Here is a 21,612-nt window from a genome sequence, read left to right as displayed (position 1 = left end):
GTCAATAGGACAATTGAAAGTGAAAAAATGGATTTCGACCGAATCGACCGAAAAATTCTGGAAGAGCTGCAACGCGAGGGCCGCCTGTCGATGACCGAGTTGGCCGAGCGTGTGAGCCTGTCGGTGTCGCCCTGCACCGAGCGCGTGCGCCGGCTGGAGCGCTCGGGCGTGATCCTGGGCTATCACGCGCGCGTCAATCCCGAGGCGCTGGGGCGCGGGCTGCTGGTGTTCGTCGAGCTGACGCTGGCGTCCAAGTCGGCCGAGGTGTTCGACGCCGTGCGCCAGGCCCTGTTGCTGGAGCCACGCGTGCTGGAGTGCCACCTGATCTCGGGCGCCTTCGACTACCTGGTCAAGGCGCGCCTGTCGGCCATGCGCGAATACCGCGACCTGCTGGGCCAGATCCTGCGCCAGATTCCGGTGCCGGCGCAGAGCAACAGCTATGTGGTGATGGAGGAGGTCAAGGAAAGCCTGGTGCTGCCGGTGGGGCCTTGATGCACGGGCCGTCGGCGCCGCGCATCAGGCCAGCAGATCGGCGTGGTGTCGCGCCGCCACGTCGGGGTGCGCGCGCAGTCGTGCTTTCAGCAGGTTCTCGCCAAAGGTGCCGGTGATCACGTTGGCTGGATCGCGCGTGAGGCCGCGCGCGGCGCGCGCCAGCGCGGGCGGCAGGGCAATGCGCGGCACCGTGGAGTCGAGCGCGGGGTTGAAAAAGAACGGGATCGACAGGCGCTCCTCCCCCGCCGGCGGCGCGACCACGCGGTGCAGCGTTGCCTTCAGGTAGCCGTCGGTGGCGTACTCCAGCAATTCGCCGATGTTGATGACAAAGGCGTCGGGCAGGGGCGGCACGTCGATCCACTGCTCGCCATGCAACACCTGCAAGCCCGCCTTGCCGGGCTCGATCATCAGCATGGTCAGCACGCCCGGGTCCTTGTGCGCGCCGACACCCTGGCCGCGCTCGGCCCGGCCGGGGTAGCGCACCAGTTTGATCAGGGTCGAAGGGCGCGTGCCGAAGGCCGGGTCAAACACGTCGGCCGGGCTGCCCAGCGCCACCGCCCAGGCGCGCATCAACTGCTGCGCAACCCGTGTGCAGCGCTCGGCCCAGTCGTTGAACACGCCCTGCAGCTCGGGCAGCGCGGCAGGCCACAGGTTGGGGCCGTCCAGCCGCATGTACGCCGGCGCGCTGGCATCGGTGCAGCGCGGGTGCTCGCTGCCCAGATCGATCTGCTCGCGCCAGTCGACCTGCCCTTGCGTCAACTCGCCGCCGGTGCGGGTGTAGCTGCGAAACTGCGGGCTGCGCAGCATTTCGACCTGCAATTTGTCGGCCAGCGGCAGGGCGAAAAAGCGCCGCGCGACGTCGAAGGCGCGCGCGCTTGCCGCGCCGTCGATGCCGTGGCCGATCAAGTAGAAAAAGCCGATCTCGTGCGTGGCCGCCAGCAGCTTGGCGTGGAACTGGCGCTGCCCCGCCTCGCCCCCGGCCAGCAGCGACAGATCGAGGATGGGCAGCGCGTCGATGGGGCGCGAGGCGAGAGATGGCGATGGCATGGGCTTGCTTGTGCTGAACAGACTGTCAAGATGCAGTTGAACCGGTGTCCACGCATGCCATGCACCCGGGTCATGGCCCGCGATGGACGCGTAGACCGCCACCGGCCTGCGAGAAACAACATTATCAAATGTCCGCTGCCAGCTGTCCGCGCGTTTTTAGAATTCGACCCATGAACCACCCGGAGGCCGCCACCGTTCACATCATCGACGACGATCCCAGCGTGCGCGAGGCCATGGCCTGGCTGCTGCGCACGCGCCGCCTGCTGTCGCAGGCCTACGCCAGCGCGGCGGCCTTCGAGCAGGCGTTGGGCGCGGATGAGCCGGCCGCACCCGGCTGCATCCTGCTGGACGTGCGCATGCCCGGCCTGAGCGGCCTGACGCTGTTCGACCGCCTGCTGGCGCGCGGCGTGCCGACGCTGTGGCCGGTGATTTTTCTGACCGGCCACGCCGATGTACCGACGGCGGTGGACACCGTCAAGCGCGGGGCCTTCGACTTTTGCGAAAAGCCCTTTTCCGACAACGCGCTGGTGGACCGCGTGGAGCAGGCGCTGGCGCTGTCGCGCGAGCGGCTGGCCCAGCGCGCGGGCCGCCGCGCGGTGCAGGCGCGCATGGACGAACTGACCGAGCGCGAGCGGGCGGTGATGGAGCGCGTGGCCGGCGGCCTGGCCAACAAGCAGATCGCCCACGAGCTGGCCATCAGCGTGCGCACGGTGGAGGTGCACCGCGCCCGGGTGTTCGAGAAGATGGACGTCAAGTCGGCCGTGGAATTGGCCAATTTACTGCAAAAACTGTAACTGTTTGCGCTTGTCCTGAGCGCGTTGCAGCCATGTTTTGCCTTTATCGACCCAGCGCTTACTCGGTCGCCCGGTCCCGGATCGCCCACTCCACCAGCCGGTCCAGCGCCGGCCGCGCCGCCTCGGCGTTGGCGTCGTTGATCAGGCCCACCACCACCCAGGCCAGGCCCGATCGGCCCCGGGCGTAGCCGGCGATCGCCGTCACGTCGCGCAGGGTGCCGGTCTTCAGGCGGGCGTTGCCGATGGCTTCCGAGCCGGGGCTGCGCTCGGCCAGGCGGCGCAGGGTGCCGCTGACGCCCGCCACGGGCAGCGAGCGCTCGAACACCTCGGCATTCGGTCCGGCCGCGGCCTGCTGCAGCAGCGCCACCAGCGAGGCCGCGGTGACGCGCCCTTCGCGCGACAGGCCCGAGCCGTTGTCGATCACCGGCGTGGCGCGCAGGCCGAAGCGCCCGCGCCACCAGCGCTTGAAGGTGTTGGTGGATTCGGCAAAGCTGCCGCGCCCGTCGCCGGCGGCCGACAGCGTCAGAAACAGCTGCTGCGCCATCACGTTGTTGGAGTACAGGTTGATGTCGCGCACGATTTCGCCCAGCGGCAGCGACAGGCCGGTGACCAGCGGCTGGCCTTTGGCGCCGTGCTGCTGCCATTTGGCCTGTCCGCTCAGGCGCCCGCCGGCGGCGCGCCACATGGCCTCGATCACGCGCGGGGCGTAGCCGTCCGGGTCGGGGTAGGCCAGGGCCCAGCTTTGCTCGCCGCAGCGCGCGGGATAGCGGCCCTTGAACCGCGGCGCGTCCGCGTCGCTGAAATCGATGGCCAGCTGGGTCTTCCAGTCGCCACACGCGCCGCCGCTGGTGGGCACCGCGGCCGGCAGCTTGACGCCGGCGATCGGCGGCTCGACCTCCACCTGCGCGGACCGGCGCTTGCGCTCGGGCTTGAAGTGAAACACCAATGCCTTGAAGTTGACCAGCAGCCCGTCGGGCCCGGCGTTGTACGGGCGCAGCGGGTCGTCGTCAAACGCGGCCGCATCGTGCGGCGGCAGCTTGAACACGCTGCGGTCCAGCAGGATGTCGCCCTCGATGGACGTCACGCCCTTGGCGCGGATGGCGTCCACCAGGTCGGCTAGGCGCTCGCGCACCAGCTTGGGGTCGCCGCTGCCCTGAATCAGCAGGTTGCCGTGCAGCACGCCGTCCTTGACGGGGCCCTGGGCGTAGACGCGCGTCTTCCAGAAATAGCCCGGGCCCAGCAGGTCCAGCCCGGCGTAGGTGGTCACCAGCTTCATCACCGAGGCCGGGTTCATCGGCGCATCGGGCCGCCACACCAAACGCGGCGCGGGCGGCGACGGCGCGGCGGGCGCGGGGTTGGCCTCGCCGCCGGGGTTGACCGGCTCGGGCGCGCGGCTGACGGTGCCCGGCGGAGGGAGCAGCGGCGCCACCACCATGGCTACGCTGGATTCGGGAACGCCCGCGCGCGCCAGCGCCTGCGCCACCTCGGCCGGCAAGGCCTGCGCGCCCGCGGCGCCCCAGCCCAGCACGCAGCCCAGCGCCATCGAAACCCGTGCATGCCGCAACCATCGCATGGGTGCGCAGTGTAGGCCCCACGGCAGGTCGGACACGGCAATGCCGCATACACTTTGCCGGATCGACGTCGAACGCCGGCCTGCGCCGGTGTGCGGTCGCGATTTCAGGAGACACGCCCCATGAACGCCCCCTTGCCCGAGTCCATCCGCCAGGCGCTGGAGACCGTCACGCTCGACGACAAATACAGCCTGGATCACGGCCGCGCCTTCATGAGCGGCATCCAGGCGCTGGTCAAGCTGCCGATGCTGCAGCGCCAGCGCGATGCCTTGGCCGGCAAGAACACGGCCGGCTTCATCAGCGGCTACCGCGGCTCGCCGCTGGGCGGCTACGACCAAGCGCTGTGGGCGGCCAGGAAGTACCTGCAGGCGCAGAACATCGTCTTTCAGCCCGGCGTGAACGAGGAACTGGCCGCCACGGCGCTGTGGGGCACGCAGCAACTGGGCTTTGCGCCGCCGGGCAGCAACCGGTTCGACGGCGTGTTCGGCATCTGGTATGGCAAGGGGCCGGGGGTGGATCGCTGCTCGGACGTGTTCAAGCACGCCAACATGGCCGGCACCACGCCGTGGGGCGGGGTGATCGCGGTGGCGGGCGACGATCACATCGCCAAGAGCAGCACCGCCGCGCACCAGAGCGATCACATCTTCGAGGCCTGCGGCTTTCCGGTGTTCTTCCCGGCCAGCGTGCAGGACATTCTGGACATGGGCGTGCATGCCTTTGCGCTGAGCCGCTATGCGGGCGTGTGGTCGGGCATGAAGACCATCCAGGAGGTGGTGGAGTCCAGCGCCACCGCCATGATCGACCCCGAGCGCGTCGAGATCGCGATCCCCACCGACTTCGAGATGCCGCCCGGCGGCGTGCACATTCGCTGGCCCGACGCCGCGCTGCCGCAGGAGGAGCGCCTGTTCAACTGGAAGTGGTATGCCGCGCTGGCCTACATCCGCGCCAACCGGCTGAACCGCAACGTGATCGAAGGCCCCAACGACCGCTTCGGCATCATCGCCAGCGGCAAGGCCTGGAACGACACGCGCCAGGCGCTGCTGGACCTGGGGCTGGACGATGCCCACTGCCGCCAGCTCGGCATCCGCCTGCACAAGGTGGGCGTGGTGTGGCCGCTGGAGCCACAGGCCACGCGCCAGTTCGCCACCGGCCTGAAGGAAATCCTGGTGGTCGAGGAAAAGCGCCAGGTGATCGAATACCAGCTGAAAGAGGAGCTCTACAACTGGCGGGCCGATGTGCGTCCCAACGTGGTGGGCAAGTTCCGCAGCGGCGGCGAGGGGGACATGACGGGCGGCGAATGGTCGCGCACCAACCCCACGGCCAACGTGCTGCTGCGCGCCACGGCCGATCTGACGCCGGCGCTGATCGCCCGCGCCATTGCCGAACGCCTGAAAAAGCTGGGGCTGGACGCCGACATGACGGCGCGCATCGACCGCCAGCTCGCCATCCTGGACGGCGCGCAGCACACGCTGCAGGTGCTCAAAAGCGAAGGCAGCGGCGCCGAGCGCCAGCCCTGGTTCTGCTCAGGCTGCCCGCACAACACGTCCACCCGCGTGCCCGAGGGCTCGCGCGCCATGGCCGGCATTGGCTGCCACTTCATGGCGGTGTGGATGGACCGCGCCACCATCGGCTTCACGCAAATGGGCGGCGAGGGCGTGCCCTGGACCGGGCAGCAGCCCTTCAGCAACGAAAAGCACGTGTTCGCCAACCTGGGCGACGGCACCTACTATCACAGCGGCTCGCTGGCGGTGCGCCAGAGCGTGGCGGCCGGTGCCAACATCACCTACAAGATTCTCTACAACGACGCGGTGGCGATGACGGGCGGGCAGCCCATCGGCGAGCGGCCCGAGGGCCTCACGGTCGTGCAGATCGCGCAGAACATGCGCGCCGAAGGGGCGGCCAAGATCACCGTGGTGACGGACGAGCCCGAGAAGTACGAAGGCGCGCGCGCGCAGGGCCTGCCCGAGGGCATTGCCATCGAGCACCGCGACCGGCTGGACGCGATCCAGCGCGAATTCCGCGAGCTCAAGGGCACCACGGTCATCATCTACGACCAGACTTGCGCCACCGAAAAGCGCCGCCGCCGCAAGCGCGGCACCATGGTGGACCCGGCCGTGCGCGTGGTCATCAACGAGCTGGTGTGCGAGGGCTGCGGCGACTGCAGCGTGAAAAGCAACTGCCTGTCGGTGGAGCCGCTGGAGACCGAGTTCGGCCGCAAGCGCACCATCAACCAGAGCACCTGCAACAAGGACATTTCCTGCGTCAAGGGCTTTTGCCCCAGCTTCATCACGGTGGAGGGCGGCAGCCTGAAGAAAAAGGCCAAGGCCAAGGCCAGCGTCTCGCCCTTCGAGTTGGGCGCGCTGCCCGAGCCCACCTTGCCGCAGGCCGCGCCCGGCGGCGCCTGGGGCATCGTGGTGGCGGGCGTGGGCGGCACGGGCGTGATCACCATCGGCCAGCTGCTGGGCATGGCCGCGCACATGGAGGGCAAGGGCATCGTCACGCAGGACGCGGCGGGCCTGGCGCAAAAGGGCGGGGCCACCTGGAGCCACGTGCTGATCGGCAGCGCGCAAGACGACATCCGCACCACGCGCGTCAGTGCGGCGGCCGCGGACCTGGTGATCGGCTGCGACCCGATCGTGGCGGTGAACCCCGAGACCGTCTCGCGCATGCGCGAAGGGCGCACGCATGTGGCGCTGAACGCCTATGCCACGCCCACGGCCGCGTTCGTGAAAAACAGCGCCTGGCAAAACCCGGCCGAGCGCTGCCTGGCCGACGTGCAGCGCGCCGTGGGTGAGGCGGGCGTGGCCAGCTTCGACGCCAACCTCGTGGCCGGCAAGCTGATGGGCGACACCATCTACGTCAACCCCATGCTGCTGGGCTACGCCTGGCAAAAGGGCTGGGTACCGCTTGAGCGCGCGTCGCTCTTGCGCGCCATCGAGCTGAACAACGTGCAGGTCGAGAACAACAAGGCCGCCTTTGAATGGGGCCGCCAGGCCGCGCACGCGCCCGAGCGGGTGAAAACGGCGCTGGCCAGCCTGGGCGAACAGCCCATTGTGCTCAAGCCGCGCGAGACGCTCGAATCCATCATCGCGCGCCGCGTGGAGTTTTTGACCGGTTACCAGAACGCCGCCTACGCCACCACCTACAAGGCGTTTGTCGAGCAGGTGCGCCAGGCCGAAAGCGCGCTGGGCAAGACCAGCCTCACCGATGCCGTGGCGCGCGGCCTGTTCAAGCTGATGGCCTACAAGGACGAGTACGAGGTGGCGCGCCTGCACAGCGACCCACAGTTTCTGGCGCGCATCGAAGGCATGTTCGAGGGCGACTTCAAGCTCAACTACCACCTGGCGCCGCCGCTGCTGGCCAAGCGCAACGAAAAGGGCGAGCTCATCAAGCAGAAGTTCGGCCCCGGCATGCTGCGCAACTTCCGCATCCTGGCGCGGCTCAAGGGCCTGCGCGGCACGGCGCTGGATGTCTTCGGGCGGACCGAAGAGCGCCGCACCGAGCGCGCGCTGATCGGCGAGTACCGCGCCAGCATCGAGCAAGTGCTCCAGTCGCTGAGTGCCGACAACCACGCCACGGCGCTGGAGATCGCCCGCATCCCCGAGCAGATCAAGGGCTACGGCCACGTGAAGGAGCGCAACCTGAAGGCGGCACGCGAGCGCTGGGACGCGCTGATGGCGCAGTACCGCGAGGCGCCGCAGGCGCGCCGCGCCGCAGCTTGATTGAGCGTCAAAATGAGCGCTGGTCCATGATTGGCGGGCGCTGCAAGCTATCGATTCGATAGTTTTTTGACCAGCGACTGGCGCCGGTTCGATCACGCCGGGGCGCCGCGGCCGCGGCGGCTGGCGCGACTTACAATAAAGGGTTCGCCTGTTTGCTGGCGACTTCGATCTTGGCAGCGCCGGCCTGGCGCCCGTTCGCGCGCGCTGCCGCACTTGCCCATTGCCACAGGAGCCCACCCCCGTGTTCATTTCCAACGCCTACGCCCAAGCCGCCCCCGCCGCTGGCGGCGACCTGACCTCCTCGCTGACCAGCATGCTGCCGCTGGTGCTGATGTTCGTGGTGCTGTACTTCATCATGATCCGCCCGCAGATGAAAAAGCAGAAAGAGCACCGCGCCATGATCGACGCCCTGGCCAAGGGCGACGAAGTGGCCACCGCCGGCGGCATGCTGGGCCGCGTGACCGCGCTGGGCGAGGGCACCCTGACGGTGCAGGTCGCCCCCGGCGTGGAAGTGCAGATGCAGCGCAGTGCGGTGGTGCAGGTGCTGCCCAAGGGCACGTTGAAGTGAATCACCCCCAGTCTCCACTCGCTGCGCGATGTTTCGCCCACCCCCTTGCAGGGGGCCGAGCCTGCGCACAAAAGGTCCGGTGGGCCTTTTGTTGGCTGGCGAGGGGCCGGGCCACTGGCCCGGCGCGGCCTGCAAGGCTCGCCAGTGACCGGGGAGACCCCGGCCACGGCGATCGCTGGCATGGCCTGCTCCGCGGCCTCTTGGCTCTTTGGGTCTCGTGCGACCCGGGCGACGCGTGTCGCCCCTCGCGGCTTGGGCGGGGCGCACTGGCCGTTTGAGCCTTCGTTTTTGATTTGGTCTTGCCCTCATGAACCGCTATCCACTCTGGAAATACGCGATCATCTTCATCACCCTGGTGATCGGGGTGCTCTACACCCTGCCCAACTTCTACGGCGAGGCGCCGGCCATCCAGGTGACCGCCGGCAAGGCCGTGACCCGGATCGACGCCGACACCCTGGCGCGCGTCGAGGACGTCCTGCAAAAGGCCGGCACGCCGCCCAACCAGCTCACGCTGGAAGGCGGCTCGGTGTGGGCGCGCTTCGACACCACTGACGCCCAGCTCAAGGCCAAGGACCTGGTTGAAAAGCAGCTCAACCCCGACGCGTCCGATCCGGGCTACATCGTGGCGCTGAACCTGGTCTCGCGCACGCCCTCGTGGCTGTTGTCGATTAACGCCAAGCCCATGTACCTGGGGCTGGATTTGCGCGGCGGCGTCCACTTTCTGCTGCAGGTGGACATGCGCACGGCGCTGACCAAGAACCTGGACACGCAGGTGAGCGATTTGCGCGTGGCGCTGCGCGACAAGAACATCCGCCACGGCGGCATCACGCGCGAGGGCCAGAACATCGAGGTGCGCGTGGCGGACGCCGCCGGCCTGGACGCCGTGCGCCGCGTGGTGCAGGACAAGTTCCCCGACCTGCTGATCGCACCCAACCAGGCGGCCGACAGCGGCCGGCTGGTGATGGGCTTCAAGCCCGAGGCGCTGCGCCGCGTGCAGGACAACGCCATCAAGCAGAACATCACCACGCTGCACAACCGCGTCAACGAGCTGGGCGTGGCCGAGCCCGTCATCCAGCAGCAGGGCGCCGACCGCGTGGTGGTCGAGCTGCCCGGCGTGCAGGACGTGGCCAAGGCCAAGGACATCCTGGGGCGCACCGCCACGCTGGAGATGCGCCTGGTGGACGACAGCGCCGAAGGCCGCGCGGCCGCGCTGGGCCAGGGCCCCGTGCCCTTCGGCGACGAGAAATTCCTGGAGCGCGACGGCACGCCGGTGGTGGTCAAGCGCCAGGTCATCATCTCGGGCGACAGCCTGACCGATGCGCAGCCGGGCTTCGACTCGCAGACGCAGCAGCCCAAGGTGGACCTGACGGTGGACGCCAAGGGCGGGCGCATCATGCGCGACGTCAGCCGCGAGAACCTGAAAAAACGCATGGCCATCGTGCTGTTCGAAAAGGGCAAGGGCGAGGTGCTGACGGCGCCCGTGATCCAGGCCGAGCTGGGCACGCGCTTTCAGATCTCGGGCTCGATGAGCGTGACCGAGGCCAACGACCTGGCCCTGCTGCTGCGCGCCGGCTCGCTGGCCGCGCCGATGGAGATCATCGAGGAGCGCACCATCGGCCCCAGCCTGGGCGCCGACAACATCAGCAAGGGCTTTCACAGCGTGCTGTGGGGCTTTGTCGTGATCGTCGTGTGCATGACGCTGTACTACCACCTGTTCGGTGTGTTTTCGTCGATCGCGCTGTCCTTCAACCTGCTGCTGCTGGTGGCCATTCTGTCGATGCTGCAAGCCACGCTGACGCTGCCCGGCATGGCGGCCGTGGCGCTCACGCTGGGCATGGCCATCGACGCCAACGTGCTGATCAACGAGCGCATCCGCGAGGAGCTGCGCGAGGGCATGTCGCCGCAGGCGGCCATCCATGCCGGCTACGACCGCGCCTGGGCGACCATCCTGGACTCCAACGTCACCTCGCTGATCGCCGGCCTGGCCCTGCTGGCCTTTGGTTCGGGCCCGGTGCGCGGCTTTGCCGTGGTGCACGTGATCGGCATCCTGACCTCGATGTTCTCGGCCGTGTTCTTCTCGCGCGGCATCGTCAACTTCTGGTATGGCCGCAAGAAAAAGCTCAAGAGCGTGTCCATCGGCACGGTCTGGAAGCCCCAGGCCAAGACCGAGCTGACCACGGCCGGCTGAGCGGAGCAAGACCATGGAATTCTTAGTTGCGGCTCACATGCGCATTCGCGCAGATGTGACCCTTCACTGAAAACTCCATTCAAAGGAGAAAAATCACATGGAGTTTTTCAAGATCCACCGCGACTACAACTTCATGCGCTATGCGCTGGTGTTGAACATCGTGTCCTTCCTCACCTTCGCGCTGGCGGTGTTCTTCCTGGTCACGCGCGGGCTGCACCTGTCGGTGGAGTTCACCGGCGGCACTGTCGTCGAGGTGGCCTACACCCAGCCGGCCGACCTGGACAAGGTGCGCGGCGCCATGAACAAGATGGGCTACGCCGACGCGCAGGTGCAGAACTTCGGCACCTCGCACGACGTGCTGATCCGCCTGCCGCTGCAAAAGGGCGAAACCTCGGCGCAGCAGACCCAGCAGGTGATGAAGGCCCTGCAGGCCGACGATGCCAGTGTGGAGTTGCGGCGCAACGAGTTCGTCGGGCCGCAGGTGGGCAAGGAACTGGCCTCCAACGGTCTGAAGGCGCTGGCCTTCGTGGTCATCGGCATCATGATCTACCTGTCGCTGCGCTTCGAGTGGAAGTACGCCGTGGCCGGCATCATCGCCAACCTGCACGACGTGGTGATCATCCTGGGCTTTTTCGCCTTCTTCCAGTGGGAGTTCTCGCTGTCGGTGCTGGCGGCGGTGCTGGCCGTGCTGGGCTACTCGGTCAACGAGTCGGTCATCATCTTCGACCGGATCCGCGAGGCCTTCCGGCGCTTTCGCAAGATGAGCACGGTGGAGATCATCAACCACGGCATCACCGCCAACATCAGCCGCACCATCATCACCCACGGCTCCACGCAGATCATGGTGCTGTCGATGCTGCTGTTCGGCGGCGAGACCCTGCACTACTTTGCCGTGGCGCTGACCATTGGCATCCTGTTCGGCATCTACTCCTCGGTGTTCGTCGCCGCCGCGCTGGCCATGTGGCTGGGCATCAAGCGCGAGGACCTGATCAAGTCCCACCGCTCGGGCGGCACCGACCCGAACGACCCCAACGCCGGCGCGGTGGTATAGGGCAATGCTGAACAAGTCCCCTGCACGCCGCGCACCATCGCAGTGACTTATTCGGCATCGCCTTAGTCATTTGTCACGCCGCGCCGGGCTTTTTCGGATGCGGTGCGTGCGATACTGACCCATCCTCGATTCGCCCATGGTGACCCCGCCGCATCTCGCCCGACCGGAGCCTGGCCTCGCGCGCCAGGTGCGCGATCGCTTCGTGCGCGCGGTCGACGCCATGATCGATCCGCTCGGCGCGGTGATCGACTCGCAGCTGGACGGCGCCCTGCGCGGCAACACCCGGATGTCGATGGCCGAGCTGTCGACGGCGATGGAAGCGGGCGGCGCCTTCAAGCGCGTGCGCGCCGCTTGGGTCGATGGCGCGCGTCGCCAATGGGCGGCGGCGGTCAAGGCCAGCCAGGACCAAGCTACGCGCCCCGCGGCAAGGCAATCGCTGGATTTCGGCCTGGTCGACGACGACGTGGTCGAGGGCAAGATCATTGCGTCCCGTGTGGGCGCTGGCGTGGCCGAGGCCGCGGCCAGCCCCTGGAACGACCTGCGCCTGCGCATGCGGCGGCTCGAGCGCAACGAGGACCTGGCCGCCGCCGATCCGCTGCGCCCCGAGGTGCTGGCCCAGGGGCTGATCAAGGCCTGGACCGACAACGGCCTGACGCGCTCCATGTGGATGCTGGTGCACGCCGGCGTGCAAAAAGCCCTGGCCGAGCAGTTCAAGGATGCCTACGTGCAGGCCAACGCTTTTCTGGAACAACACGGCGTGGCCGCCGAGCTGGAGCTCAAGGCGCGCCCCCGCGCCAGCGGTGGGCCGGGGCCCGGCGCGCGGCCATCCGCCCCGCCCAGCGGGCCGGGTGCCTTGGGCCGGACGTCCGGGCCGACCACCGGTTCCGACTGGAATGAGCCGCAGGCAGGCAGTGCGGGGGCCCAGGGCGGCGCGTATGGCAGCGCGTACGGCGGTGCCATGGGCCACGGCATGAACCCGGCGTACGGGGCGCGCGGCGCCGCCGGGACATCGGAGCCGCGCGCCCAGCGCGGCATGGGCGGCGATGGCGCGGATGCCCCGGGGCGCTATGCCCCGCGCGGCGGCGAGCGCTGGGTGGGCGGGCGCAACATCGGCGCGCCGACCACGGCGGCCGGCTGGGGTGCGGATGGGCTTGACGGTGGAACCACCGGCTGGCGTGCGGGCGTGCGGCCCACCGATCTGGCGCGCGCGGCGCAAGAAACCCGCATGGTCACCGGCCTGTCTCCGATGGCGCGCGTGCGCCAGCGGGCGCAGGGGGTGCTCGGGCAAATCCGGCGCCTGCTGTCCGATCACGTCGCGGACTACGACTCGGCGGGCGTCCCCGCCGCACCCTCGCCCCCCTTGGCGCAGGCGCTGGCCGAGCCCGATCCGGCGTTTGCCGCCACGGTGCTGATGGGGCGCGGCGGCGACACCTCGCTTCCGGGCGTCCCCGACGTGGGCGTGGTGGCCGCGCAGCTGCGCCAGCGCGCCACCGAGCTCAAGGCCAAGGCCGAGAAGCCGAGCGAAAAGGCCATCATCGAGATCGTCGCGCTGATGTTTCAGGCCATCCTGGCCGAGGAGCGCATCGCGCCGGGCATCCGCGTGTGGTTTGCCCGCCTGCAGATTCCGGTGCTGCGTCTGGCGCTGGCCGAGCCGGACTTCTTTGCCTCGGTCGAGCACCCGGCGCGCCAGTTGATCGACCGCATGGGCGCCTGCGCCCTGGGCTTCGATGCCGCCAAGATCACCGACGAGCGGCTGGAGCGCGAGGTCAGGCGCATCGTGCAGGTGATCGAGCAATACCCCGAGACCGGCCGGCGCGTGTATGAGCTGATGCTGGGCGAGTTCAAGAAATTCCTGGGCAGTTCGCTGGCCGAGGCGGGCACCGTGCAGCAGGCTGCGACGCTGGCGCAGCAGGTCGAGCAAAAGGAAGCCCTGGCGGTGCAGTACACCATCGAGCTGCGCCGCATGCTGGCGAGCCTGCCGGTGAGCGAGGACGTGCGCGACTTCCTGTTTCGCACTTGGTCGGACGTGCTGGCCGTTGCCGCCGTGCGCCATGGCGCGCAGGCCGCCGAAACCCTGCGCCTGAAGCAGGCCGCCGCCGATCTGTTGTGGGCCGTCAGCGCCAAGCCCGAGCGCGCCGAGCGCACGCGCGTGGTGCAGCAGCTGCCGGGCCTGCTGCACGGACTGCGCGAAGGCATGACGCTGCTGGCGCTGCCCGCCGAGCAGCAAGATCGCCAGATCAAGCGGATCAACGACGCCGTGATGCAGGCCTTCATGGCGCGCGGCGAGGGCTTGTCGCCCGCGCAGCTCGACGAACTCTCGCACGAGCTGGCGGCGCTGGAGGACGTGGTCACCGACGACCCCGAGGGCGACCTGTGGCTGGATCCGGGCATGATCGAGCTGATGTTCGGCGAGCAGGGCGCCACCGTGGAGGTGATTGCCACCGGCGGCTCGCAGCCGCCCGAGGCCATCGTGCAATGGGCGCGCCAGCTCGATCTGGGCACCTGGTTCAACCTGGAGCATCAAGGCAGCACGGTGCAGGTGCAGTACGCCTGGCGCAGCGCGCGCGGCCAGTTGCACCTGTTTTCCAGCAGCGCCGGCAAAAACTATCTGGTGCAGACCCAGCGCCTGGCCGCCTATCTGCAGGCGGGTCTGCTGGTGCCGCTGGAGGATGAGGCCCTCACCGTGCGCGCCACGCGCGAGGCGCTGGCCAAGCTGCAAGTGCAGCCGGGCCAGATGTTGCAATAAGCGCCGGCAACGCCGCAGCGGTCACGCCCGGGCCAGGCGCTGAAACAGGCCCCCGGGCAGTCGTCCGACCCGGCCTTCGAGTTCGAGCTCCAGCAGGCGCGCCTGCAGCACGTCGGTGGGCAGCCCGGTGCGCGCTTGCAGCGCGTCAAAGCCCACCGGGTCGGCGCCCAGGGCTGCCAGCAGCGCGGCGTTGTCCGAGTCCGGCGTCGCGGCTTGCTCACCCGGCTTGTCGGCAACGGGTGCAGGCGCCGCCGTCGGCATGCGCAGCTCCTCCAGCACGTCCTGCGCCGTCTCCACCAGCTTGGCGCCCTGGCGCAGCAGGGCATGCGCGCCGCGCGACTGCGGCGAGTGGATGGAGCCCGGGATGGCAAACACCTCCTTGCCCTGCTCGGCGGCCAGCCGCGCCGTGATCAGCGAGCCCGATTGCAGCGCCGCCTCGACCACCAGCGTGCCCTGCGCCAGGCCGGCGATCAGGCGGTTGCGCTTGGGAAAGTTGGCGGGCAGCGGCGGCGTGCCCAGCGGGTATTCGGAGAGGATCAGGCCATGGCGGGCAATGCGGTGCGCCAGCGCGCGGTGCTGGCGCGGATAGACACGGTCAATGCCGGTGCCGATGATGGCCACGGTGGCCAGGCGCTGCGCGGGCGCGGCCTCGTCCACCGCCAGCAGCGCGCCGTCGTGCGCGGCGCCGTCCACGCCCAGGGCCAGGCCCGACACGATGGTCAAACCGGCCGCGCTCAGGTGGCGGGCAAACTGGCGCGCGTTTTGCTCGCCCTGCGGCGTGGGGTTGCGGCTGCCGACCATGGCCAACGCCGGGCCCGGCCAAGCGGGCTGCAGCAACTGCAACTGCCCGGTGGCGTACAGCAGCACGGGCGGGTCTTCGATGGCCAGCAGGCCGCCGGGATAGGCTGCGTCGCCCAGCGTGATGACACGCCGCGGCAAGCCCGCCTGGGCGCCGGCCAGCCAGGCCAGCGTGGCGTGCAGCAAGGCCGGCAGGCCCTCGGGCGCCTGCGCCAGTGCGCTGGCCTGGACGGGCGTCACCACCTGGCGCAGCGCCGCACTGCCCTGCGCGAAGATGGCCTGTGGCAGCCCGAAGGCCGCCAGCAGGCGGCGGGCGGTGTCGTTGCCAACGCCCGGGGTCAGCGTCAGGCGCAGCCAGGCGGCCAGTTCGTCCTCAGGCATGGGCGCCGCCTGCACGGGAGGGATGGCAAGCGGGGCAGCGGCCCGGCAAGGTCACTTGGGGTTGGACAGCTTGTCACCCACCTGCACCGGGCTGCTCACCTGCATCACCAGCACGTAGGACACGCGGTTGAACGTGCGAAACACCATGCCCAGGCCGTTGCGCTCGTCCGGCAGCTGGATGGCCTCGCGCCGTCCGTCGGTCTTGTCCACCAGGCGCGGCCCGGTGGACATCAGGGCCAGCACATCGCCGCTGTGCATGCCGTCGCGCTCTCCCTTGTTGATGGTCACCACCTGGTTGTTGCCGGCAAAGCGCACCGCATCGCCATACACCGCCACCACCCGCGCATCCACCGGCTGGGCCGGTGCGCGCGGCACGTAGTTGCGGTATTGCTGCGGCGGCTCGGGCAGCAGGCGGTCGCCCGCGCGCATTTCTTCCTTGTTGGCCACCACGTCCACCGTGGCGGGGATGGCCACGTGGCGCGGCCCGCCGTCGTCGACCACGGCGGTGGGGTACACCTCGCCGGTGGCCGGCTGACCGGAGGCGCCGGCCTCGATCACCTCGTCCGTGGCGCCCTGGCTGCGCACCAGGTTGACGCGGCCGACGTACTGGCCCTCGAAGCCCAGCACCTCGCCCGTGACCGGGTCCTTCAGCGGCTTGGCGGTGCGAAATACGCGGTAGTCGTCGGAGCGGGCGGCGCCCTTGAGCAGCGGCGCGTTGTCCGGGCCCAGCGCATAGGCGCGATCGCCCTTGACCACCAGCACGCGGTCCTGGTTGCGCAGCGCCACCAGGCGCGGCGCCTGGGTGAAGCTGTCGATGTCATCCACCACCAACGGCTCGGTCAGGAAGGGCTCGATCAGGTGCGTTTGCAGGGTCGGCAGCGGGTTGGCGTCCAGCATTTCGATGCGGTTGCGCGGGGTCACGCGCACCGTCTCGCCGGGCTGGCCGTCCACGCCGCGGCGCGCGCGCAGGCGGGCGCGCTCGCCGTCGCGCTCCAGCACCAGCTGCTGGCCGGGGTAGATCAGGTGCGGGTTGCGGATGTCCTGCAGGTTCATGCCCCACAGCTCGGGCCAGCGCCAGGGCGAGCGCAGGAACTTGCCCGAAATGCCCCACAGCGTGTCGCCGCGGCGCACGGTGTATTCGTCGGGCGCGTCGGGCGCCAGCTCGGAGATCGGGACGCCCGCCGCGGCCGTCTGCTGGGCCGTGGCGCGTTGCGTGGCCGTCACCGGCGCGTGGATGCCGCGCTGCGCGTGGGCGGGCGTTGCGGCCAGGGCGGCGAGCGCCAGCCAGCCGAGCGGAGCCAGCCGCAAGGCTGTACGTGCAGGAAAAATGAGTTTCATTGTTTTACAAACTGGCGTCTTGCGCTTGACAAATGACTACACATTTTGCAACCGAAGCCGACTTGGAGCAACGAGATTGGCCGGCTGTGGCAGCGTCAATGGTGAAAAGTGGCGAAAATAGCGACATCTTTCCAACATCGGCCATGGCTTTGCTCCCCATTCTTCGTTATCCCGACGCCCGCTTGCACAAGGTGGCCCGGCCCGTGGCGGCCGTCGATGAGCGCATTCGCACGCTGGTCAAGGACATGATCGAGACCATGTACGACGCCCAGGGCATCGGCCTGGCCGCCACCCAGGTGGACGTGCACGAGCGCGTGGTGGTGATCGATGTGTCGGAAGAGCGCAACGCGCCCCTGGTGCTGATCAACCCCGAACTGCTGTGGGCCAGCGCCGAACGCGTGATGGGCGAGGAGGGCTGCCTGTCGGTGCCGGGCATCTACGACGGCGTGGAGCGCGCCGCCCAGGTGCGCATCCGGGCGCTCGACGAACACGGCCAGGCGCGCGAGATCAACGCCGATGGCCTGTTGGCCGTGTGCATCCAGCATGAGATGGACCATCTGCTGGGCAAGGTGTTCGTGGAATATCTGTCGCCGCTCAAGCGCGGGCGCATCAAGACCAAGCTGCAGAAGGCCCAGCGCCAGGACAAGGCCGAGCGGGTGCGGGAGCCGGTATGACCGCAAGGGCCGTCGCGCGCCGGCTGGGGTGGCTGGGCGCCGCCCTGCTGCTGGGCGGCTGCGCGCTGCTGGCGGACCCGGGCCGCGTGGCCGTCGGTACGCCGCAGGCGCAGCTGCGGCAGGAGCTGGGCGCGCCGAGCGCCACGTATCCGGCCGCCGGCGGTGCGGGTGAGCGCCTGCAGTACTCGTATCAGCCGGCCGGCCAGCGGGTTGTCAACATCGACCTGGACGCCCAGGGGCGCGTGGCGCGCGTCGAGCAGGCGCTGAGCGCGGGCCTGTTCGGCCAGCGCATCCAGCCCAACCATTGGACGCGCCAGGACGTGCTGCGCGAGTACGGCCCGCCGGCGCGCATCGAGGCGGTGCACAACTTCAAGGGCCAGATCTGGGTCTGGCGCTATCTGGAGGGCCCCACCTGGCGACTGCTGTTCATCGACATCGACCCCGCCGGCGTGGTGCGCGGCTGGTCCACCGGCGACGAGAACGTGGCCGATGAGATCCAGACACGGTGATGCACACCCCCAGTCTCCACACGCTGGCGCGTTGTTTCGCCCACCCCCTTGCAGGGGGCATCGCCAGCGGGCGGGCCAAGCCCTTCCGCGGCGATCGCTGGGATGGCCTGCTCCGCGGCCGGTTGGCTCTTGGGGTTTCGGCGGCCTTTGGGCTCCTTGGGCTTCACGCGCTGCGGCAGGTGGTGTTTGAGCGCGTGACAACAATTGGATAAAACAAGGCACTAGCGCTTGTCCAGAAAGCGCAAATAGCTATCGATTCATGAGCATCCGAGTGGCCTTTGCCGGCACCCCCGAATTTGCCGCGAAGGCCTTGCAGGCGCTGCTGGACGCCGGCTTTGACGTGCCGCTGGTGCTGACCCAGCCCGACCGCCCGGCCGGGCGCGGCATGAAGCTGCAGGCCTCGCCGGTCAAGCAACTGGCCCAGTCCCATGGCTTGGCCGTGGCGCAGCCGCGCAGCCTGCGGCTGGACGGCAAATACCCCGATGACGCCGCCGCCGCGCAGCAGGCCTTGCAGGCCGCGCGCCCGGATGTCATGGTGGTGGCCGCCTACGGCCTGATCCTGCCCGCTTGGGTGCTCGCTTTGCCGCGGCTCGGATGTCTGAACATTCACGCCAGCCTGCTGCCGCGCTGGCGCGGGGCGGCACCGATCCACCGGGCCATCGAGGCGGGCGATGCGGAGACGGGCGTGACCATCATGCAGATGGACGCGGGCCTGGACACGGGCGACATGCTGCTGGCCGAGCGCGTGCCGATCGGCGCTCGGGCCACCACGGCGCGCCTGCACGACGAGCTGGCCGCGCTGGGCGGGCGCCTGATCGTGCAGGCGCTGCACCAGGCGGGCGCCGGCACGCTGGCGCCCGTGCCGCAGCCGGCCGAGGGCGTCACGTACGCGCACAAGATCGACAAGCACGAGGCGGCCATCGACTGGGCGCAGCCGGCCGCGGTGATCGAGCGGCGGGTGCGCGCATTCGACCCCTTCCCGGGCGCGAGTACGCAGGCCAGCGGCACGGTGATCAAGATCTGGAACTCTGAAATCGATAGTGCTTTGCGCTTGTCCAATGCGGGCTGCGGGCAGATTGTTTCAGTCAACGACGCCGGCGTGACGGTGGCTTGCGGCGGCGGTGCGCTGCGCCTGACCGAGCTGCAACGCCCCGGTGGCAAGCGCCTGCCGGCACGCGAGTTTCTGGCCGGCTTTGCGCTGGCGCCCGGCCAGATGCTGGGCGGTAGGGGAGCCAGCGCCACATGAGCCTGCCACTGCCGCCTGAGCGGCCGCCCGAACTGCCGCCCGAACTGCCGCCGGCCGGCGACTTGCCCGCCCGACTGGCGCGGCGCATCGACGGCTGGGCGCGCACGGCGCGCCACCCTTTGTTCTGGGTGGGCGTGCGCGACATGGCGGGCGTGTCGGTGGGCTTGTCGGCCTGGGCCTTCATGACCGGCGTGGCCATGGTGGGCAGCGGCATGAGCGTGGGCGAGTCGGTGCTGATGTCGGTGCTGGTGTTTGCCGGCAGCGCGCAACTGGCCGCGCTGCCCCTGATTGCCGCCGGCGCGCCGATGTGGGTGATCTTTGCGGCCGCGCTGTGCGTGAACCTGCGCTTTCTGGTGTTTGCCGTGCATCTGCGCGAGTACCTGCGCTTTTTGCCGCGCGGTGCGCGCATCTGGCTCGGCTTTTTCATGGGCGACATGACCTACGTGATGTTCATCCAGCGCTTTCCCAGCCCCGCCGAGACCGAGCGCCAGCGCCGCGCCCAACTGGCCTACCTGTGGGGCGGCAACTGCTGGAACTGGCTGTCCTGGCAGTCGCTGAACATGCTGGGCATTTTTCTGGGCGCGGCGCTGCCGGCGCGCTGGGGGCTGGAGTTTGCCGGCACGCTGGCCCTGCTGGCCGTCACCTGCTCGCTGATTTCCTCGCGCACGCGCGCACTGTCGGCGCTGCTGGCCGCCGGCGCGGCGGTGCTGGCCATGGGCCTGCCCTATCGCTTGGGCATCGTGGTGGCCATTGCGGTGGCGCTGGCGGGCAGCGTGTGGGCGGGGCGGTGGCTGGAGCCCGCGGCGGAGCCGGGCCGTGGGTGAGCTGCGCGGCTGGACGCTGCTCATCATCGTCGGCATGACGGCGATCACCGTGCTCACGCGCTGCGGCCTGTTCTTCAGCAACCGCGACTTGCAGCTGCCGCGCTGGCTGCAGCGCGGCCTGCCGTATGCGCCCATCGCGGCGCTGACCGCCGCCATCGCCCCCGACATCCTCATGCCCGGCGGCCATTGGGTGTGGCCCTGGAACAGCGCGCAGGCCTGGGGCGCGTTGGTGACCGCCGGCTGGTGCTTCTGGCGCCGGAGCGATCGCCAGGCCCTCACCGTCTCCATCGTGCTGGGGCTGGTGGTGTACCTGGTGCTGCGGGTGGGCTTTGGCCTGTAGGCGGCCTTTTTACAATCGTCGGTGCTGTCCAGCCGTCCCTTCTCCTCCCCTTCTTCCGATTTGTCATGAACGTCATTCGCTTCTCTGACCTGTGCGCCCAGGGCGCCGCGCGCGGCAAACGGGTTTTCATCCGCGCCGACCTGAACGTGCCCCAAGACGACACCGGCGCCATCACCGAGGACACCCGCATCCGCGCCAGCGTGCCCTGCATCCGCATGGCCCTGGACGCCGGTGCAGCGGTGATGGTGACCAGCCACCTGGGCCGCCCCACCGAAGGCGAGTTCAAGCCCGCCGATTCGCTGGCCCCCGTGGCCAAGCGCCTGGGCGAGTTGCTGGGCCACCCTTACGACACTGGGGTGCCCTTGCAGAAAAACTGGGTGGATGGCGTCAGCGTGCAGCCCGGCCAGCTCGTGCTGCTCGAGAATTGCCGCGTCAACAAAGGCGAAAAAAAGAACGATGAAGCGCTTTCGCGCAAAATGGCCGCTCTTTGCGACATTTACGTGAACGATGCCTTCGGCACCGCCCACCGCGCCGAGGCCACCACCTACGGCATCGCGCAATTCGCCCCCGTGGCCTGCGCCGGCCCGCTGCTGGCCGCCGAGATCGACGCCATCACCCCGGCCCTGGCGCGGCCCAAGCGCCCCCTGGTGGCCATCGTGGCAGGCAGCAAAGTCAGCACAAAACTCACTATTTTGCAGGCTTTGGCGGCCAAGGTGGATCAATTGATCGTGGGCGGCGGCATCGCCAACACCTTCATGCTGGCCGCCGGCCTGCCCATCGGCAAGAGCCTGGCCGAGGCCGACCTGGTGGGCGAGGCGCGCGCCGTGATGGACGCCATGGCCGCGCGCGGCGCGCAAGTGCCCATCCCCACCGACGTGGTGACCGCCACCGAGTTCAAGGCCGATGCGGCCGCCAGCATCAAGGCCGCCAACGCGGTGGCGGCCGATGACATGATTTTGGACATCGGCCCGCAAACCGCCGAGCGCCTAGCCGCGCAGCTCATGCAGGCCGGCACCATCGTCTGGAACGGCCCGGTGGGCGTGTTCGAGATGGCGCCGTTTGAAAACGGCACCAAAACCATCGCCCGCGCCATTGCCGCCAGCCCCGCCTTCAGCCTGGCCGGCGGCGGCGACACGCTGGCCGCCATTGCCAAATACGGCATCGAGGACAAGGTGGGCTACATCTCCACCGGCGGCGGGGCGTTTCTGGAAATGCTGGAGGGCAAGACCCTGCCGGCGCTGGACATCCTGCAGCGCCGCGCCGCGGGCTGACGCGGGCCGCGGCTGTCATGGCAGCGTGTCAGAATGACCGCGTCCATTGATT

The 21,612-nt window shown here is 69.2% G+C and carries 17 protein-coding genes; 13 read left to right on the top strand and 4 right to left on the bottom strand.

Annotation, left to right across the window (positions count from 1 at the left end):
• Positions 1 to 27: 27 nt before the first annotated feature.
• Complete coding sequence (locus U1F38_RS05095; RefSeq protein ID WP_409985973.1) at positions 28 to 492, top strand: winged helix-turn-helix transcriptional regulator; 465 nt, start codon at positions 28 to 30, stop codon at positions 490 to 492.
• A gap of 24 nt (positions 493 to 516) precedes the next feature.
• On the opposite strand, the gene U1F38_RS05090 is transcribed toward U1F38_RS05095, so the two are convergent.
• Positions 517 to 1,539 carry an isopenicillin N synthase family dioxygenase gene (locus U1F38_RS05090; protein WP_409985972.1) on the bottom strand — a complete coding sequence of 341 codons (1,023 nt, stop codon included), beginning with the start codon at positions 1,537 to 1,539 and terminating at the stop codon, positions 517 to 519.
• 170 nt (positions 1,540 to 1,709) lie between these two features.
• Between U1F38_RS05090 and U1F38_RS05085 the strand changes: the two genes are divergently transcribed.
• Positions 1,710 to 2,333: a response regulator transcription factor gene (locus tag U1F38_RS05085; protein ID WP_409985971.1), complete on the top strand. Its 624-nt coding sequence runs from the start codon at positions 1,710 to 1,712 to the stop codon at positions 2,331 to 2,333.
• Between the two features lie 58 nt (positions 2,334 to 2,391).
• On the opposite strand, the gene dacB is transcribed toward U1F38_RS05085, so the two are convergent.
• The gene (gene dacB, locus U1F38_RS05080) at positions 2,392 to 3,906 is read right to left on the bottom strand and encodes a D-alanyl-D-alanine carboxypeptidase/D-alanyl-D-alanine-endopeptidase (protein ID WP_409985970.1); all 1,515 of its coding nucleotides are present in this window, start codon (positions 3,904 to 3,906) and stop codon (positions 2,392 to 2,394) included.
• Positions 3,907 to 4,026: 120 nt separating this feature from the next.
• Here dacB and U1F38_RS05075 point away from each other — a divergent pair, with 120 nt between their 5' ends.
• The 5 genes from U1F38_RS05075 to U1F38_RS05055 all read left to right on the top strand — a co-directional run bounded on the left by U1F38_RS05075 (position 4,027) and on the right by U1F38_RS05055 (position 14,179).
• Complete coding sequence (locus U1F38_RS05075) at positions 4,027 to 7,626, top strand: indolepyruvate ferredoxin oxidoreductase family protein (RefSeq protein WP_409985969.1); 3,600 nt, start codon at positions 4,027 to 4,029, stop codon at positions 7,624 to 7,626.
• A 241-nt stretch (positions 7,627 to 7,867) separates the two neighbouring features.
• A complete protein-coding gene (yajC, locus tag U1F38_RS05070; protein ID WP_409985968.1) occupies positions 7,868 to 8,194 on the top strand; it encodes a preprotein translocase subunit YajC in 327 nt (108 codons plus the stop codon).
• A gap of 307 nt (positions 8,195 to 8,501) precedes the next feature.
• Complete coding sequence (gene secD, locus U1F38_RS05065; RefSeq protein WP_409985967.1) at positions 8,502 to 10,382, top strand: protein translocase subunit SecD; 1,881 nt, start codon at positions 8,502 to 8,504, stop codon at positions 10,380 to 10,382.
• 97 nt (positions 10,383 to 10,479) lie between these two features.
• On the top strand, positions 10,480 to 11,433 hold the full coding sequence (secF, locus tag U1F38_RS05060) for a protein translocase subunit SecF (RefSeq protein WP_409985966.1): 954 nt from the start codon (positions 10,480 to 10,482) through the stop codon (positions 11,431 to 11,433).
• A 136-nt stretch (positions 11,434 to 11,569) separates the two neighbouring features.
• A complete protein-coding gene (locus U1F38_RS05055) occupies positions 11,570 to 14,179 on the top strand; it encodes a DUF1631 family protein (protein ID WP_409985965.1) in 2,610 nt (869 codons plus the stop codon).
• Between the two features lie 21 nt (positions 14,180 to 14,200).
• Here the strand turns inward: U1F38_RS05055 and dprA are convergent, their stop codons facing one another.
• Positions 14,201 to 15,358, bottom strand: a complete 1,158-nt coding sequence (dprA, locus tag U1F38_RS05050) for a DNA-processing protein DprA (RefSeq protein ID WP_409985964.1) — start codon at positions 15,356 to 15,358, stop codon at positions 14,201 to 14,203.
• Between the two features lie 51 nt (positions 15,359 to 15,409).
• Positions 15,410 to 16,696 carry a LysM peptidoglycan-binding domain-containing protein gene (locus U1F38_RS05045; RefSeq protein ID WP_409985963.1) on the bottom strand — a complete coding sequence of 429 codons (1,287 nt, stop codon included), beginning with the start codon at positions 16,694 to 16,696 and terminating at the stop codon, positions 15,410 to 15,412.
• Between the two features lie 143 nt (positions 16,697 to 16,839).
• Between U1F38_RS05045 and def the strand changes: the two genes are divergently transcribed.
• From def to U1F38_RS05015, 6 genes are all read left to right on the top strand, one after another.
• On the top strand, positions 16,840 to 17,370 hold the full coding sequence (gene def, locus U1F38_RS05040) for a peptide deformylase (RefSeq protein ID WP_409985962.1): 531 nt from the start codon (positions 16,840 to 16,842) through the stop codon (positions 17,368 to 17,370).
• Positions 17,367 to 17,879 (top strand): hypothetical protein, encoded by a 513-nt coding sequence (locus tag U1F38_RS05035; RefSeq protein ID WP_409985961.1) that lies wholly within the window; start codon positions 17,367 to 17,369, stop codon positions 17,877 to 17,879. Before def ends, U1F38_RS05035 begins: the two co-directional genes overlap by 4 nt.
• Positions 17,880 to 18,144: 265 nt before the next feature.
• Complete coding sequence (gene fmt, locus U1F38_RS05030; RefSeq protein ID WP_409986147.1) at positions 18,145 to 19,125, top strand: methionyl-tRNA formyltransferase; 981 nt, start codon at positions 18,145 to 18,147, stop codon at positions 19,123 to 19,125.
• Positions 19,122 to 19,949 carry an AzlC family ABC transporter permease gene (locus U1F38_RS05025; RefSeq protein ID WP_409985960.1) on the top strand — a complete coding sequence of 276 codons (828 nt, stop codon included), beginning with the start codon at positions 19,122 to 19,124 and terminating at the stop codon, positions 19,947 to 19,949. The genes fmt and U1F38_RS05025 overlap by 4 nt, the downstream gene beginning before the upstream one ends.
• Positions 19,942 to 20,289, top strand: coding sequence for an AzlD domain-containing protein (locus tag U1F38_RS05020; protein WP_409985959.1), 348 nt, complete (start codon positions 19,942 to 19,944; stop codon positions 20,287 to 20,289). The genes U1F38_RS05025 and U1F38_RS05020 overlap by 8 nt, the downstream gene beginning before the upstream one ends.
• Positions 20,290 to 20,354: 65 nt before the next feature.
• The gene (locus U1F38_RS05015; RefSeq protein ID WP_409985958.1) at positions 20,355 to 21,560 is read left to right on the top strand and encodes a phosphoglycerate kinase; all 1,206 of its coding nucleotides are present in this window, start codon (positions 20,355 to 20,357) and stop codon (positions 21,558 to 21,560) included.
• Positions 21,561 to 21,612: the final 52 nt, after the last annotated feature.

The organism is Ottowia sp., assembly GCF_046348305.1.
Taxonomy (GTDB): Bacteria; Pseudomonadota; Gammaproteobacteria; order Burkholderiales; family Burkholderiaceae_C; genus Ottowia.
This window is presented reverse-complemented; position numbering and strand designations above follow the sequence as displayed.

What these genes read in the sequence shown, in the direction of transcription:
- U1F38_RS05095 (WP_409985973.1), top strand. Translation starts at nt 28, where the DNA reads ATGGATTTCGACCGAATCGACCGAAAAATTCTGGAAGAGCTGCAACGC.
- U1F38_RS05090 (WP_409985972.1), bottom strand. Translation starts at nt 1,539, where the DNA reads ATGCCATCGCCATCTCTCGCCTCGCGCCCCATCGACGCGCTGCCCATC.
- U1F38_RS05085 (WP_409985971.1), top strand. Translation starts at nt 1,710, where the DNA reads ATGAACCACCCGGAGGCCGCCACCGTTCACATCATCGACGACGATCCC.
- dacB (WP_409985970.1), bottom strand. Translation starts at nt 3,906, where the DNA reads ATGCGATGGTTGCGGCATGCACGGGTTTCGATGGCGCTGGGCTGCGTG.
- U1F38_RS05075 (WP_409985969.1), top strand. Translation starts at nt 4,027, where the DNA reads ATGAACGCCCCCTTGCCCGAGTCCATCCGCCAGGCGCTGGAGACCGTC.
- secD (WP_409985967.1), top strand. Translation starts at nt 8,502, where the DNA reads ATGAACCGCTATCCACTCTGGAAATACGCGATCATCTTCATCACCCTG.
- secF (WP_409985966.1), top strand. Translation starts at nt 10,480, where the DNA reads ATGGAGTTTTTCAAGATCCACCGCGACTACAACTTCATGCGCTATGCG.
- U1F38_RS05055 (WP_409985965.1), top strand. Translation starts at nt 11,570, where the DNA reads ATGGTGACCCCGCCGCATCTCGCCCGACCGGAGCCTGGCCTCGCGCGC.
- dprA (WP_409985964.1), bottom strand. Translation starts at nt 15,358, where the DNA reads ATGCCTGAGGACGAACTGGCCGCCTGGCTGCGCCTGACGCTGACCCCG.
- U1F38_RS05045 (WP_409985963.1), bottom strand. Translation starts at nt 16,696, where the DNA reads ATGAAACTCATTTTTCCTGCACGTACAGCCTTGCGGCTGGCTCCGCTC.
- def (WP_409985962.1), top strand. Translation starts at nt 16,840, where the DNA reads ATGGCTTTGCTCCCCATTCTTCGTTATCCCGACGCCCGCTTGCACAAG.
- U1F38_RS05035 (WP_409985961.1), top strand. Translation starts at nt 17,367, where the DNA reads ATGACCGCAAGGGCCGTCGCGCGCCGGCTGGGGTGGCTGGGCGCCGCC.
- U1F38_RS05025 (WP_409985960.1), top strand. Translation starts at nt 19,122, where the DNA reads ATGAGCCTGCCACTGCCGCCTGAGCGGCCGCCCGAACTGCCGCCCGAA.
- U1F38_RS05015 (WP_409985958.1), top strand. Translation starts at nt 20,355, where the DNA reads ATGAACGTCATTCGCTTCTCTGACCTGTGCGCCCAGGGCGCCGCGCGC.